This window comes from Pedobacter sp. KBW06 (assembly GCF_003852525.1).
Lineage (GTDB): Bacteria > Bacteroidota > Bacteroidia > Sphingobacteriales > Sphingobacteriaceae > Pedobacter.
In genome coordinates this window covers 1,810,650-1,824,970 of record NZ_QAJL01000001.1, presented here as the reverse complement: position 1 = coordinate 1,824,970, position 14,321 = coordinate 1,810,650, and the positions used below count along the sequence as shown (strand labels likewise).

12 protein-coding genes are annotated in these 14,321 nt (G+C 42.9%); 4 read left to right on the top strand and 8 right to left on the bottom strand.

What is annotated here, in order from left to right:
* Nucleotides 1-93 precede the first annotated feature (93 nt).
* Entirely contained in the window at nucleotides 94-2,295 is a 2,202-nt protein-coding gene (locus DBR43_RS07280) for a glycoside hydrolase family 97 protein (RefSeq protein WP_199756974.1), read from the top strand.
* 62 nt (nucleotides 2,296-2,357) lie between these two features.
* Here the strand turns inward: DBR43_RS07280 and DBR43_RS07275 are convergent, their stop codons facing one another.
* The 4 genes from DBR43_RS07275 to DBR43_RS07260 form a co-directional block, all read right to left on the bottom strand.
* Nucleotides 2,358-3,545 carry a hypothetical protein gene (locus DBR43_RS07275; RefSeq protein ID WP_124579294.1) on the bottom strand — a complete coding sequence of 396 codons (1,188 nt, stop codon included), beginning with the start codon at nucleotides 3,543-3,545 and terminating at the stop codon, nucleotides 2,358-2,360.
* Between the two features lie 67 nt (nucleotides 3,546-3,612).
* Nucleotides 3,613-4,284 carry an intradiol ring-cleavage dioxygenase gene (locus DBR43_RS07270; protein ID WP_124579292.1) on the bottom strand — a complete coding sequence of 224 codons (672 nt, stop codon included), beginning with the start codon at nucleotides 4,282-4,284 and terminating at the stop codon, nucleotides 3,613-3,615.
* A 94-nt stretch (nucleotides 4,285-4,378) separates the two neighbouring features.
* A complete protein-coding gene (locus tag DBR43_RS07265) occupies nucleotides 4,379-5,173 on the bottom strand; it encodes a LytTR family DNA-binding domain-containing protein (protein ID WP_124579290.1) in 795 nt (264 codons plus the stop codon).
* 170 nt (nucleotides 5,174-5,343) lie between these two features.
* Complete coding sequence (locus tag DBR43_RS07260) at nucleotides 5,344-6,039, bottom strand: SDR family NAD(P)-dependent oxidoreductase (RefSeq protein ID WP_124579288.1); 696 nt, start codon at nucleotides 6,037-6,039, stop codon at nucleotides 5,344-5,346.
* A 176-nt stretch (nucleotides 6,040-6,215) separates the two neighbouring features.
* Between DBR43_RS07260 and DBR43_RS07255 the strand changes: the two genes are divergently transcribed.
* Nucleotides 6,216-7,544, top strand: a complete 1,329-nt coding sequence (locus DBR43_RS07255) for an alpha-L-fucosidase (protein WP_124579286.1) — start codon at nucleotides 6,216-6,218, stop codon at nucleotides 7,542-7,544.
* A 99-nt stretch (nucleotides 7,545-7,643) separates the two neighbouring features.
* Here the strand turns inward: DBR43_RS07255 and DBR43_RS07250 are convergent, their stop codons facing one another.
* Nucleotides 7,644-8,105: an SRPBCC family protein gene (locus DBR43_RS07250; RefSeq protein ID WP_124579284.1), complete on the bottom strand. Its 462-nt coding sequence runs from the start codon at nucleotides 8,103-8,105 to the stop codon at nucleotides 7,644-7,646.
* A 153-nt stretch (nucleotides 8,106-8,258) separates the two neighbouring features.
* On the opposite strand from DBR43_RS07250, the gene DBR43_RS07245 reads away from it, so the two are divergent.
* Entirely contained in the window at nucleotides 8,259-9,599 is a 1,341-nt protein-coding gene (locus DBR43_RS07245; RefSeq protein ID WP_124579282.1) for a polymer-forming cytoskeletal protein, read from the top strand.
* 13 nt (nucleotides 9,600-9,612) lie between these two features.
* Here the strand turns inward: DBR43_RS07245 and DBR43_RS07240 are convergent, their stop codons facing one another.
* Nucleotides 9,613-10,485, bottom strand: a complete 873-nt coding sequence (locus tag DBR43_RS07240; protein WP_124579281.1) for a LysR family transcriptional regulator — start codon at nucleotides 10,483-10,485, stop codon at nucleotides 9,613-9,615.
* 227 nt (nucleotides 10,486-10,712) lie between these two features.
* Between DBR43_RS07240 and DBR43_RS07235 the strand changes: the two genes are divergently transcribed.
* Nucleotides 10,713-11,813 (top strand): helix-turn-helix domain-containing protein, encoded by a 1,101-nt coding sequence (locus DBR43_RS07235; protein ID WP_158622455.1) that lies wholly within the window; start codon nucleotides 10,713-10,715, stop codon nucleotides 11,811-11,813.
* Nucleotides 11,814-12,191: 378 nt separating this feature from the next.
* Here DBR43_RS07235 and DBR43_RS07230 read toward each other — a convergent pair whose 3' ends face one another.
* On the bottom strand, nucleotides 12,192-13,826 hold the full coding sequence (locus tag DBR43_RS07230; RefSeq protein WP_124579277.1) for a tyrosinase family protein: 1,635 nt from the start codon (nucleotides 13,824-13,826) through the stop codon (nucleotides 12,192-12,194).
* Between the two features lie 4 nt (nucleotides 13,827-13,830).
* Nucleotides 13,831-14,310 (bottom strand): hypothetical protein, encoded by a 480-nt coding sequence (locus DBR43_RS07225; protein ID WP_124579275.1) that lies wholly within the window; start codon nucleotides 14,308-14,310, stop codon nucleotides 13,831-13,833.
* Between the last annotated feature and the right edge of the window lie 11 nt (nucleotides 14,311-14,321).

Sequence of the window (14,321 nt, the reverse complement as noted above, 5' to 3'; positions counted from 1 at the left end):
GATGGTAATGATCTGATTACACTTTTTTTATCCTGCTTCGGGAACGTTCCCGTTAAATTTATATCTTTGCTTTCACACCTAATTATTATAAATGTGAAAAGGATATTGATCGCCCTGTTGTCTTTATGCCTCTCTACGGAGCTGGCACAGGCACAAGACCTAAAATCGCCCGATGGCAAACTGCTGATGAACTTCAGCGTTCAGAACGGAGGGGTCCCTACTTATCAACTGCGCTATAAAGGTAAAGTGGTACTTAAACCCGGAAAACTGGGATTGGAGTTGAAAGATCAGGTAAGCCCCGCAAAGTTTGGTACAGAGATGGGCATGAAATCCGGACCGGCCAACCCAAAGACTTCTTTATATGATCAGTTTACCCTGACTGATTCCAAAACCACTTCTTTTGATGAAACCTGGCAACCGGTATGGGGAGAGCTTAAAAACATCAGAAACCATTACAACGAACTGGCGGTGACCCTGCACCAACAGGGAACAGACCGGAAGATCCTGATTCGCTTTCGTCTATTTAACGATGGCCTGGGTTTCCGTTATGAATTCCCTCAGCAGAAAAACCTGAATTATTTTGTCATCAAGGAAGAAAAAACACAATTCGCAATGTCGGGAGACATGAAAGCGTATTGGATTCCAGGTGATTACGATACCCAGGAATATGATTATACAACTTCTAAACTTTCTGAGATCAGGGGTTTATTTCATACAGCGGTAACCGATAACTCCTCTCAGACCCAATATTCTGAAACAGGCGTTCAGGCACCTTTAATGCTGAAGACCAACGACGGACTTTACATCAGCATCCATGAAGCTGCGCTAATCAATTATTCAACGATGAACCTGAACCTGGATGATCAGCACATGATTTTCGAGTCCTGGTTAACACCGGATGCAAAAGGAGACAAAGGATACATGCAATCTCCCGCAACCTCTCCCTGGAGAACGGTGATCGTGAGCGATGATGCACGTGATATTCTGGCCTCCAAAATGACCTTGAATCTAAATGAACCTTCCAAAATAGAAGATACCTCCTGGATTAAAACGAGTAAATATATTGGGGTATGGTGGGAAATGATCACCGGAAAAAGCTCCTGGGCGTATACCGATGATTTGCCAAGTATACAATTGGGCGTAACGGATTATACCAAAGTAAAGCCCAATGGTAAACATGCTGCAAATACAGCTCATGTAAAAGAATATATTGATTTTGCCGCCAAACATGGTTTTGATGGCGTACTGGTAGAAGGATGGAATGTAGGCTGGGAGGACTGGTTCGGCAATTCTAAAGACTACGTCTTTGATTTTGTAACGCCTTATCCGGACTTTAATGTCGCGGAAATCAGGGACTACGCAAAAAGTAAAAACGTGAAAATGATCATGCATCATGAAACTTCCGGTTCGGTACGAAATTACGAACGTCACCTGGATCAGGCTTATCAGTTTATGAAAGACAATGGCTATGATGCGGTAAAAAGTGGCTACGTCGGGAACATGATCCCGCGCGGGGAATACCACTACGGACAATGGCTGGTAAACCATTATCAGTATGCACTGGAGAAAGCAGCGAAATACAAAATCATGGTCAATGCGCACGAAGCAGTTCGCCCAACGGGCATTAACCGTACTTATCCTAACCTTATAGGCAATGAATCTGCCCGTGGTACGGAATATCAGGCCTTTGGTGGCAGTAAAGCAAATCATGTGACCATTTTGCCCTTTACCCGTCTGATTGGTGGTCCAATGGATTATACACCTGGTATTTTTGAAATGGACATCTCAAAGCTGAATCCGGATAACCATTCTCATCTGAACGCAACGCTGGCCAATCAGCTGGCATTATACGTTACTATGGCCAGTCCTTTACAGATGGCTGCGGACCTGCCTGAAAATTACAACAGGTTCCTGGATGCTTTTCAGTTTATCAAGGATGTCGCCATGGATTGGGACGACAGTAAATACCTGGAAGCAGAGCCGGGCGAATATGTTTCTGTAGCGCGTAAAGCCAAAGGAACGAACAACTGGTTTGTAGGCTGTGTGGCAGGAGAGAATGGGTATACCTCTAAAATCTCGTTTAACTTTTTACAACCGGGTAAAACCTATGTGGCTACGATTTATAGTGACGCGAAAGATGCACATTATAAAACAAATCCACAGGCTTATCAGATTCGAAAAGTATTGCTCAACAGCAAATCAAAACTAACCCAGTTTGCTGCTCCCGGAGGAGGATATGCGATCAGCATCATCGAAGCTGACAAATCTCAAACCAAAGGGCTGAAGCTTTTGTAAAAGCTGAAAAAGACAGAAAACCCGCACTGCGATAAGCAGTGCGGGTTTTCTATGTGGACTGGTTAGGGGGTGATAAATTTAGGAGCGCTGACAGTTGGAACAACTACCAGCAGGTCATAACCTTTGATGATTCTTGACAGGGTCACATCTTTTACATTGATTTTTCCTTCCTGTATGCCTTTTCTGATGGCCACAAGGTCCAGACAATGCCATTGCTCGCCTTCAACAGGGCTCAACAGTGGTTTTAATGATTTTAACATGCTGCTTTGTTCGTTTATTTTTCCTTCAGGATAGCCCTTAAAAGGAGAAGCCTGTGTTCCTTTTGTGCCTAAAATCATCAGGTGCATGGAACTGGAAAATTCGCTGTCCGCAATGTTGTTAACCAGACTTCCGGTATCGTAGATCTCCATCAGACTTTCTCCTTTTGGCATATGATTAGCACCGTATTTGAAGAGGTTCTTTTTGTTCTGCCATTCGCCGAGCTTACTCATCAGTTGATTTTTCATGAGTTGAATCCGCAGGTGATGGCTGCGGGACTTGTATATTTTTGCAGTCAACCGGAACGCAGCAATGATTTCCTGCTCTTCCTTACTCAGTTTGAGCCCGGATAATTCAGTTAGTTTTTTATCAAAATCATCGGTAAGCAGGTAAAAAGGCTTAGTCTGGTCTTTCAGGAAGTTTTCAAAGTATAATTTTGAATTATTTTCAATGCTTTCATACAGTGCTTTGGCTCTTGTACTCTTTGTTGACTTTTTGAGTTGATTGCAAATCAGGCGGTCTGCAATCAGCAGGATCTGATCTGTACCCTGTATTTTTGTATTTGCTTTGGTTAATTCTTTGAGCAGTTCAAACTCCGGATTCAAGGCATAAAAGGAAAAGGTGTCACCAAATTCGTTCACAAACTTTTGCAGGGCAGCAGGGGATAAACCCTTAATTTTATCCTGCAAGATGCGGGCAGTGAAGGGATCTATCTCACAAAAAAAGTTGTCGAACCTGATTTCAGAAACGATGGCAGCAGTAAAATAGGGGATCTCGTTCGTAAAATGGTCTTCTCCAATCAGGACATCAGGACTGGCCTTGGCCTGTGTCAGGATCTTATCCCAGCCGGCTCCGGAAAAGCTCCGGCCCTCCCTGACAAAAGTAGAAATGTTCTTTGCAGCCAGTGTGGTGATCAGGCTATCCTGGGCAAAAGTATTCAAACCAAGAAAAAGGCCTGAAAACGTAATCAATAAAGTAGTTGTTTTTTTCATGTTTAGTTTGTCTTTTGATAAGACCAGCAACCATTTTAAATGTTACGACAGCTTTACCGGTTTTTTTTCAATGCGGAAGTACCGGGTAATTGGGAATGTGAAGCCCAAGTATAAGGTCATGTTTTGCAATTTGTAAATTGCCTGAAAGGGAGGTTTTTAAAATGCCGCTTCCGCCACGGTTTTCCAGACTTTTTCTTTTTTTAGCATTCAGTAAAGGATCATCATCAAATATAAATTCATCGATGTAGTATTCGGTATCCAGGTTCGGCTCCTTTATAGAAGTATGAATATGTGCGGGCTCTGAATGGTCGGGGTAGGTGGCAGGGCGGATGGTGTATATGGCATAGCGGCCCTGATGGTCAGTTTTTACCCAGCCGCGGATATGGCCATGGCGCAGGGTTCTTTTATCCATACCTTTTCGGGTTGAATAATATCCCTGACTGTCGGTCTGCCAGTAATAAATGATCACCTCCGGAGCAGGAGTCTTTCCGTCAGATTTAAATACTGTTCCGCTGATCAATAGCTTTTGCCCTTTTTCTGTCCATCCGGCACTGGTATCTATGGCCTTGATTTGTTTGGGCATACCGATATACATCAGTTCGCAGCCATCACAACCCCCGCCAATAAGTGCAGCCCTGGCAGAGGTAGAATGGTTTCTTTTTGTTTGACCCTGACAGGAACTGAAGACCAGTACGGTTAATAATAGGGCCAGATAATTGGTTTTGATGAGTCGTTTCATACAGATTTGCTTTTACTCAAAAATCTGTCTTAGCACCTGATCTGCAAAATAAAACAGGCTATCCTGAGGAAATACTGTATTGAGCTGTGGACCTTTAGCCCATCAGTTCTTTAAACCTTTGCGCGTAATTTCTGCTCAGCCGGACCTCTTCCTCATTTTTCAACAGAATATCATAGTCGCCATTCAATCTGGACCGGTAAGAACGAACCTGATGGATGTTGACGATGGTAGATTTATGGACCCTGACAAACTGTTGCTGGTCCAGCCTGCTCATGATCGATTTTAAAGATTCAGTATACAGATGGCTTTTCTGGCGGGTTCTGATCGAAATATAAGGAGTGCAGCTGCTGATGTATAGAATCTCGTCAACAGCGATGCTGCTGAAGTTTCTGGCCGCGCCAATGGTGATTTTTTTAACCGGGGCTGCGGGAAATGCTTCCGGTTTTTGAACAACTGCCTGTCGCCGGATATACAATAATGCGGTTGCTCCATAAATCAATACATACTTGTAACTGTCTTCGGAAAGGGTGTAGCCGATTAAATCCCTGAATGCGTAGGTGTGGGTAAACAATAAAGCAGACAATAGCCAGACGGTGCATGCAAAAGCTAAAATATGCAGGGCGATAGGGAGCAGGAGGGCGGGCACAAAAGCAGCTGATCTTTTTAACAGCCGGAACTGCAAAAATGAGAAGGGTAAAAACAACAGCCAGAAGCTTTTGAATAAGAGCGATTCAGAAAAGTGAAAAGCATAGTTATTATAGCTTGAATGCAGGAAATCCTGGAAAACCGTGAATCCTGTAATCCCTAAAATGAGCGATAAAAGAATGGGCAGGGGTCGGGCCCCTGAATGGTCATCCTGTGCGTTGATCTGGATTTTTAACAGCTGCATATCGGTTAAAGATGGTCTGTATAAATAAAAGATGGTCTATATAAATATACGCAAATGAAATGGTTCCGATTTGTACAATTTTAAAACATCCTGCCGGATTAACTTTATGAGCTCGTCTTTAGTTTGATGAGCTGGTCTTTAGTTTCCGGCAGTTGATTTTACCTCGAAATTTAAAGGTCTGCATCCTGCATGGCCGGCATATCAATTTCTTTAATGCAGGTTTTAGGACTGGTATTGATAACAAATCTCAACGCACTGATGACATCGGAAAGCGGGATCATCGTTGGGCTCTCCTGATCAGTGGCCAGATCGCCCAGGTTAAGTGTGGTGATGCCAATGCTGTCCTTTCTGAGGTGTGTCCTTAAAGAATGAACCACACCGCGTAATGCAAACTTTGCCGCAGAAAAGACGACTGCCTGTTTATTGTGGTTTGGCAAACCAAGGGTGGAACCGATAAAGATGATCTTTGCATTTTCAGACTTTCTCAGGTTGGGTAAGAAGGATTGTACAGATAAAAGGAGGGAGGTAATATTGGTATGAATGATGGCCTCTATTTCAGTGATGGCCAATGCTTCGAAATTGTAATTTTCAGTGAAGGCGGTTTCTTCCCAGATGCCTACATTGTAAATCAGGTAATCAATCTTTGCTGCACCAATCCTATGTTTAATGGCCTCTCCGGCGCTTTTTGGAGCTGAAAGGTCAGCCTTGACCCAGATCTTCCTGCTGTTTTCCGCATCCAAAAAATCGGGCTTTGTTCTGGATACACCAAATACCTGATCTTCCGCGGCAGGCAGTTGATTAAATATGGCTTTCCCTAAGCCTTTACTCACACCATAGATTAAAAAAGTTTTCTGTGTCGATCTCATTTGATATAAATTTTGTTATTCAGAAGAAAATGTAAAACTAAATGTTTAACCATATTTGACTGTCATCAGAAAAACAAATCCTCCTGGTTATTGCCAATTTCGCTTAATCATTTGACAGGATTTCAGAATTAGTAAATCATATTGCAACTATCTTTACTATAGCCAATTAAACAAGTATGAAAAAAAACATCCTGATGATCAGTTTAATGATCTTTCTTTCCTCTGCGGTCTTTGCCCAGAAGAACTACCTCGAAGAATCAAAAGAAGTCAAGACCAAGCGTATGCAATGGTGGGACGATGCCACTTTTGGCATGTTTATCCATTGGGGCATTTATTCGGTTCCTGCCGGGGAATACAATGGTAAAGGTGGAGGAGCAGAGTGGATTATGGAAACCCATAAAATTCCAACTGCGGAATATGAGAAATATGCCGCTCAGTTTAACCCTCAGCAGTTTGATGCGAAACAATGGGTCAACATCGCGAAAAATGCAGGGGTAAAATACATTGTGATCACTTCAAAACACCATGATGGTTTCAGCATGTGGGACAGTAATGTGACCAAATACGACATTATGGATGCTTCTCCTTTTAAAAGAGACATCTTAAAAGAACTGTCTGATGCCTGTAAAGCTGCGGGGATTAAGTTTGCTTTGTATCATTCTATTATGGACTGGCATCAGCCGGATGCAATGTCAAAAGGCTCCATCCATCAGCATACAGTTAACCCTGATTTCGCTAAATACCGGGAAGAGTATTTAAAGCCACAGCTGGCAGAGCTGATCAGAAAATATGATCCTGCAATCCTGTGGTTCGACGGAGAATGGATTCCGGAATGGACAGAGGCACAAGGCAAAGACCTTTACAATTACCTGCGCAATATTAAACCTTCCCTGATCATCAACAACAGGGTAGGAAAAGGCCGCGACGGCATGCAGGGCGTTAAGAAATATAAAGATGCTGCAGGCGATTATGATACTCCGGAGCAGGAGATTCTGGCCGGAGCAGGACAGGATTATTGGGAAAGCTGTATGACGATCAATAACAACTGGGGATATGTAAAGGCGGATCATAACTGGAAGTCTGCGCAGACCTTAATTGACAACCTGGTAGACATTACCTCCAAAGGAGGAAACTACCTGTTAAATGTAGGCCCCTCTGCTGAAGGACTAATTCCCGGCCCGAGTGTGGAAAGGCTGACAGAAATGGGCGACTGGCTCAAAGTAAACAAAGAAGCCATTTATGCCACCAAAGGAGGGAAAAACTATAAAGAAGGGGAACACATTAAGTTTACCCAAAGTAATAATGGCAAATTTACGTATGCGATCTTCAATAAGGCCGACAACAATGAGCTGCTGCTCAAAACGGTTCAGCCAAAAGAAGGATCAAAAATTTATATGCTTGGTGTTAAAGAACCATTGGTCTGGAGCAAAAAAGGAAATGATGTAGTGATCAAACTACCTGCCCAGCTTCCCTGCAAATACGCATGGACAATTAAAATGACCTGATCTTTTAACTGAAAATATCCTGCTCCTATCCGGGGCAGGATTTTTTTTGCCTGGTAAAGCTGCCGCGGATGGAGGTGATGATTGTAATGCTCCGGGCTTTTATTTCACTCCTTTAGGGAATTTGTCGGCAATGAGGTTCAGGTTGATGCCATGCTCCAGATAGGCTTTAAGTCCATCTACTACAGTTGTGAAACCTCCGCTTGCCCCACTGATCTCTGCCAGTAATTCATCTCCGGTAGTCCGGAAACCATATTGTGTGATTTTTACATAGGTGGCTTCATCGCCCATTGGCTCAAACTCAAAGTCGACAATGGTGGAATACTGGTCCCAATCTACCGAGATCTTTCTGTCTGTAATGATTTCCCTGACAAACACGGTGCTGGAAACACCATACATTTCCCACTCCCAGGTGATGCTTTTTCCGGTTTCAAGTTTGCCGCTCCCTTTGGTAAACCAAAAATTTTTAGTGAGCTCCGGATCAATAAATGCATTAAAAACGATTGCTGCAGGCTTTCTGATGAGCATTTGCGCTTCTACATGGGGTGTTTTCCTGGTTTCCATAGGATTTGTTTTCGATGGTATGAATGACAAATTAAACAAATGACGGGGATTTTCGTTTTCTTTATTTATAAAAAGAGAGGATGCCTGCTTATAAAAATATAAGGTGCCGGTCTTTACATTTTTTCAATACTTTCGTGATTTAAAATAAGAGCAATGTATTTTTTTAGCTTAGTTCCGATTGGAGAGGTCATCAGCAGATATCCGTTTTTAAAACAGTATGAAGGCTTTAATTTGTATGAGGACTGGAATGAAGATGATTATTTTTTATTGGCAACGGGCGATGTGCATGTCTCCGGACATTTTTACCTGGATGTGTTTGAGGATGAGGTGAAAAAATGGCTTGCTCAGACATTGATAGCCGGAAAGCTAAATGCGGATGCCAGGATAGAAGGCCTGCTGATCAACGGAAACCTCAGCTGTGAGGGCTGCCTGATCAACAAAGAAGGGGATTATGGTCCATTTGTATATGTGGGCGGAAATGTAAGCTGTCAGAGTATGTTACTTGGCGGAGCTTATGTGATTGTCAATGGAGATGTAAACGGTGCCGAAGTGGTCATGACAGATTACAATCATGGGCATTTTGCATGTGAGGGAGCCATTTATGCCCCTGTATTTATCGCAAATGATCACAATACCTATCTCAAAGAACATGTAAATGAGCTGTTTTATTATCACGACAGGGCAGCCGACCATCCTGAAGAAAACGAGGGTTACGAAGATGAAGCGACTGAAGAATATTTTTTTTCAAAAGAACTGGCCAGGCATTTAGACAACCCTTTAACCCAAACTTTCGAGGAGTTGCGGATGGATCTGGAGAACGGAGAATTTGTATTAAAGGGGCAGACAGGAACACTTAAAGACGCGGCATACTGGAGAAAAAAGACGGCAGAAAACTACCGCAACTTGAAGCGTGTTCCTCTGGAATATAAAACGGAAGAATTGTGCCTTCAGGTTTTACAAAAGAGCTTTTATGCCTTGCCTTTTGTTCCTGAAAAATACATTACAGCAGCATTGTGCCAGGAGTTGGTGCTAAAAGATGGTTTTGCGATAAGGGAAATACCGGAAAGACTGATCAGTCCGGAGCTTTGTATGGCAGCAGCATTAAAAGGAACGATGCTGCAGTTTATTCCGGCCCAATTTCTTACCGAAGAACTCATTGTCACGGTCTTCAGCAACAGCCGTACACAACCGGATATCAATGATGTGCCTGCAGCATTGATCACAGAAGATTTACTGGTACAATATGTCATGCTCGGGAAAGGTTTATGGCTGGATAAGGCCTGTACCGAAAATAACCTCAGCAAAACTGCAGTGATCAAAAAGGTGATAGATGCGGGCATCAGCCATCTGGATACCATCTTCGCCAATCATTGCAGCCGGGAAGCGTTTGACTATGCGCAGTTATTGTATCACAAACCGGCACATCAGGCCGAATGGGATAAATACATGAACACCTACAGGAATAAACTGGCAAGAATAGGACTGTTGGTGTAATCGGAATGAAAACCTATAAAATGTCAGGATCTGAGGAGTACATGCCTACAAAGGCCTGTAAAAGCGGATCCTGATTTCTGTTCTTTCTGTAAATGAGCATGGTCGTTGTGCTGCCCAGTTCCTTACCGATGGAAAAGGTCCTCAGCTTTCTGTTTGGATAATATTGTTCGATCAGCTCCAGGGGCAGAATGGTAATGGCCAGGCCTGCTTCTACAAAATTGATGATGCCTTCCAGGGAGTTCACGATGGTGCTTTTATAATTGATGATCCCCTGATAACTTAGCCAGGATTCCAGTCTTGCCCGGTAAACACAGCCCTGTTCAAAGACGATGATCCTAACCTGTGGGTCCTGCAGGATCTCATTCAGTGTTTCGTATTTACCGGAACTGACAATCACGAGCTGTTCTTCTTTGATCAGTTGCTGTTCCAGATCAGGAAGTGTAATTGGTGCGGTGATAAAGGCGGCATCCAGTTTATAGTTCATTACTTCATGGATTAAGGCTGGAGACATGGCTGCCTTAAATTCCAGTTCAATGTCCGGGTATGTCGTGTTAAAACGTTGAATCAGCCCCGGAACTTTTAAGGCCATGGTGGTTTCAATGCAACCTATTTTTAAATGGCCAATGAGCTGATCATTGCCGGATAGTTCTCTTTTCGCAGTTTCAATCAGCTGACTGATCTGTTTACAATAATGCATAAGCGTTTCGCCGGCAGCGGTGAGCTGTACCTTTCTGGTTCGGGTAAACAGGGAAACGCCGAACTCTTCTTCCAGGCTTTTGATCCTCGCGGTTACATTGGATTGTACGGTGAAAGTGGCCTCTGCAGCTTTTGTGAAACTGCCATGTGCAGCTACCGCCTCAAATATTTTGAAATCATTGGTGTTCATGTAATTACTAATCCTGATTTATATAGGTGTTCTGAATCATTTTTTGAGATTAATGTAGGAATTAATATTTGAATTATCATGAAAGTAGCTGTTGTGGAAGCGTTAGTTTTTTGATAACATTGCAGTCCCTCTGATCTCTTGCTGTAATGAACCTACTGTGCATTATTTTACTCTCACTTTCTACTATCAATAGTCTTACATTAATCTTTAAACCTGAGAATCCATATTTGAAAAATAAGATGCTCGGGATCTCACTCTTTTGCTATAACATTTCCCTGTTGGTGTACTTTTTATGGTTTGAGAACGGGTATATTGTTGACCATCCGCATTCGCTTCGCAGCATGAGTCCGATGATGTATTTAAATGCACCATTTTTTTACTTTTATATCAGGAATTCCCTGATGAATATAAACGGGCTTAAAAATGCGGATTACCTGCATTTTATTCCGGCAGCGGTTCATCTGCTGGATTTAATTCCTTTTTATCTCCTGTCTTTTGAGGAAAAACAGGAGATTGCCAAAACGATCTTCCTGAATAAGAATTTACTGTATTATGTAGGCTCAGGACTGATTCCGATCTCTTTTCATTACCTCTTCAGGCTCGTATTACAACTGGTTTATTTTTCCTATTGCGTCTATTTGGTGAGAAAACTCCGTCCTCAGCTGATGACCCTGATCAGTAAAGAAAAGCTGGGGAACTGGCTGTTTATTTCTTTGGTTTTAATGGGAGCGGTGGCCATCAGTAACTTCTTTTACATGATTGCCTGTTATTTTGGTGAGAATCAGAGCCACCTGTCTGGTGCCAAGCTTATTTTTTCCAGTATTGGTACACTGGGCATCCTCTGCCTTAACCTGTACATTAATTTCAATCCTGAACGGGTTTATGGATACTTCAATAAGGAGGCAGACAAAAAAGTTGCTGAAGAAGAACCTGTCGTTAAAACAAGTTCAGTGGAAAATCCGGTAATGGCTGAAATCAAAGACACCGGTCTTTTACTGGAAAAAATCAGGTATGCTTTACATGAAGAGCAGGTCTTTTTGAATAAGGGAATTACCATTGTTGATTTTGCGAAAAAGATCGATGTTTCTCCCAAGCTCTTGTCTACGCTGATCAACCGGAAGTTCGAAACGAATTTTAATGAGTTGATCAATAATTACCGTGTTGACTATGCAAAAGACCTTCTGGAGAAGAATATTCTGGAACGTTATTCCATAGAAGGCCTGGCAAATATGGCGGGATTTAACTCAAGGATAACATTTTTCAATGTGTTTAAGAAGAAAGAGGGGGTGAGTCCGAGTGAATATCTGAAAAGGTATTTAACAGTCTGATAGTCATATTTTTATTTAATTTTTTCTCACTCTTTTTTGGAGTATTTCCAGTTTCTATCTTGTTTCATATTCGGTTTTTGAAACCATAACCGGTTGCGGCTTCATTTTATTTTGCGGTATTTAGTGTCGTCAAAGGCAAAAGCGCTGGGGGGAGCTTTTTGTCTGGACATCGAAAACGGTAGTTATCAAATCTTACATATATGACGCGCTCAACGTCGCAGCCGGAGTTCCTTCGGCTGCTTTTTTTGTTGGGCTCATTTCTTGTCGCTTTTGAAATATCAACACTTTCACCAGGCTTCAGCAGAAGCCAAATGAAGAAGGCAGCAATAATGCTGCCTTCCATGAATTCTGTAGCCGGCACTGCGGGCTAAATCCGGATTAAATAATTTCCAGATTGAATCCGGTAACTGGTTTTTCCATGGTATTTAACAGCTTGTTTTTATTGGTGCCGTTGATGAATCCATCTCTTCCATGTATTTCAATTTCCACATGTTCGTAAGGGTTCTCGTTCAGTGCGGAAAACAGTTTGTTTTCTATTACCGGAAGTTTAAAGAATGCTTTTACTTCCAGGTGTGTCTGACAATTGGCACAGAACTGTGAATTCCAGCGGCTTAGTATGGCCTCTGTTCCCAGGTGAAGCTTTTCTCCGTTCACATTCATGAATGCTGATACGGTAAAGGAGCCCCTGATCGGTGCTTTATTGATTTTGCTGACTTTGATGACTTTGCTCGGGAAGTCGTCTTTCTTTTCTGCCATAAAGAGGTTTGCATGGTCATCCATGGAACCCTGACTATAGGTATAGCCTAATTGTGTTTCAATATTGACGCAATCATTTGAGTTGTAGTAATCTGTTGGGTTCTTTTTAAAAGGCTCCAGCGGACTGTCCAGTGTTAACCAGGTATTTGGTGCAAACCCTGGTGTAGGCCCCTGATTGTCAATGGTGTTTGTTCCGGGATATTCCGGGATGATCTCCAGCGCATCTGTAGCGCCGTGTTTTTTCTGCCATAGCCAGAACACGCGGTCAATATTGCAATGGTGAAAATAAAAGATCGGATCAAGAGCGGCGGTATCGTTTTCGCCCATATCCCCGTTAGCCCCCTGAATGGGCGACTGGTTATACACCGGGATGTCACAGCCTCCAACAGCGAGATGGATGCTGTTATGTGGTGATTCCAGAGGAACAACAGGCTTAAAGTTGGGATCGTTAGCGATTGGTTTGCCGGTGAGCGGATCTATCGTCTGGCGTTCCTCATTCCATTCGGCAGCAGAGCTGGTATTTGAGAAGACGGTGTAGTTGGGTGCATCCAGGCAATCTTTGAACTTCTGAACCAGATTGGTCGGAATGGTCACGTTGTTCACTACGATATGAGAATTCAGCCAGTCTTTGATGTTGTTATTGAGTGTTTTAACATTGTCGTCATAATTTGGGAACTTCGCATTGTGTGCAAGCGTGGCTGCAATATCCTGCGGTCCCATCAGACCAGATAGCGGATAACGTTTGGTTTCGTAGTTTTTAGGTTTGGAATAATCTGCCTGGGGATCCGGACTGATGTTGTCGGTAATGTTCCTTGGAAAGACATAGGAACGTAATGGATTATCGATCTTGTTGCCGTCAAGAACGAAATATTCATCGGTCAGGCAAGATGGAATTCCATAGAGAATGCTGCTTTCGTCGGTTTCATCCCAGTATGGTAAAACCACATCCTGACAGCCCGGGATACTTTGTAAAGCCTGCTCCAGTCTGTACAGGTAAACGCGGTGCCAGGTTGGAAAGAGTATATTTCCGTGGTTACAGTAGCCACCCCAGTAATTGGCATTGCCCCATCCACCACCTCTGAATGGCTCTCCATGATATCCTCCGATCTTAAAAAAGGAATTGTCATCGTTATAGTCGAGGTCTTTGATGCCTTTCCAGGCTCTCATTAAGGTTTCCAGAGGTTCTGTATTCCCGTTTGTGTAATCAATTTGAAGGTCTATTAAAGAACGTCTGATTTTTAATTTTTGAGTTGTCATAGCGTTAATCTTTAAGTTGTACTCGTTTAAAATTAGTTAGGGGTATTCTGATATTGGAAAAGTTGTTGAGCAGTGAACCTGAGATGATCAGGATCATACCTGCTACAGAAAGCCATTGTTCCAGCGGGAAAAATACTTTGCCCGATAAAATGACCGCAGCTCCTGCCAGACTGATCAGGAAAGGGAGGTATCCTTTTTGAGGGATTTTTCTCCCCAGCATCACCAGGTGAAAAGCCAGGAAAGCCATTAAGACAGGAAACAGCCAGGGCATATAAGGCAGCCTTGCAAGTCCGATGCTTCCGAACATGCTCATGTAGATCGCCCAGCAGAAGGGACATTTTGGGAAAAAAGCGATCAGAATGCTCATCAATACGGAAGGCAGCACACGTCCTGTTTTTTTGACGCCGGAAAATGATTCGCCCATGCTTTCGTCCTGCGAATTGTGATGACAATTGCAGGAACTCATTTCTTTAGAGTTGCTCATTAGAAATAGGT

Excerpts from the sequence above, each read along its gene's own strand:
- DBR43_RS07275 (WP_124579294.1), bottom strand. The coding sequence starts at position 3,545 with ATGAAAAAAACAACTACTTTATTGATTACGTTTTCAGGCCTTTTTCTT.
- DBR43_RS07270 (WP_124579292.1), bottom strand. The coding sequence starts at position 4,284 with ATGAAACGACTCATCAAAACCAATTATCTGGCCCTATTATTAACCGTA.
- DBR43_RS07265 (WP_124579290.1), bottom strand. The coding sequence starts at position 5,173 with ATGCAGCTGTTAAAAATCCAGATCAACGCACAGGATGACCATTCAGGG.
- DBR43_RS07260 (WP_124579288.1), bottom strand. The coding sequence starts at position 6,039 with ATGAGATCGACACAGAAAACTTTTTTAATCTATGGTGTGAGTAAAGGC.
- DBR43_RS07255 (WP_124579286.1), top strand. The coding sequence starts at position 6,216 with ATGAAAAAAAACATCCTGATGATCAGTTTAATGATCTTTCTTTCCTCT.
- DBR43_RS07250 (WP_124579284.1), bottom strand. The coding sequence starts at position 8,105 with ATGGAAACCAGGAAAACACCCCATGTAGAAGCGCAAATGCTCATCAGA.
- DBR43_RS07245 (WP_124579282.1), top strand. The coding sequence starts at position 8,259 with ATGTATTTTTTTAGCTTAGTTCCGATTGGAGAGGTCATCAGCAGATAT.
- DBR43_RS07240 (WP_124579281.1), bottom strand. The coding sequence starts at position 10,485 with ATGAACACCAATGATTTCAAAATATTTGAGGCGGTAGCTGCACATGGC.
- DBR43_RS07230 (WP_124579277.1), bottom strand. The coding sequence starts at position 13,826 with ATGACAACTCAAAAATTAAAAATCAGACGTTCTTTAATAGACCTTCAA.
- DBR43_RS07225 (WP_124579275.1), bottom strand. The coding sequence starts at position 14,310 with ATGAGCAACTCTAAAGAAATGAGTTCCTGCAATTGTCATCACAATTCG.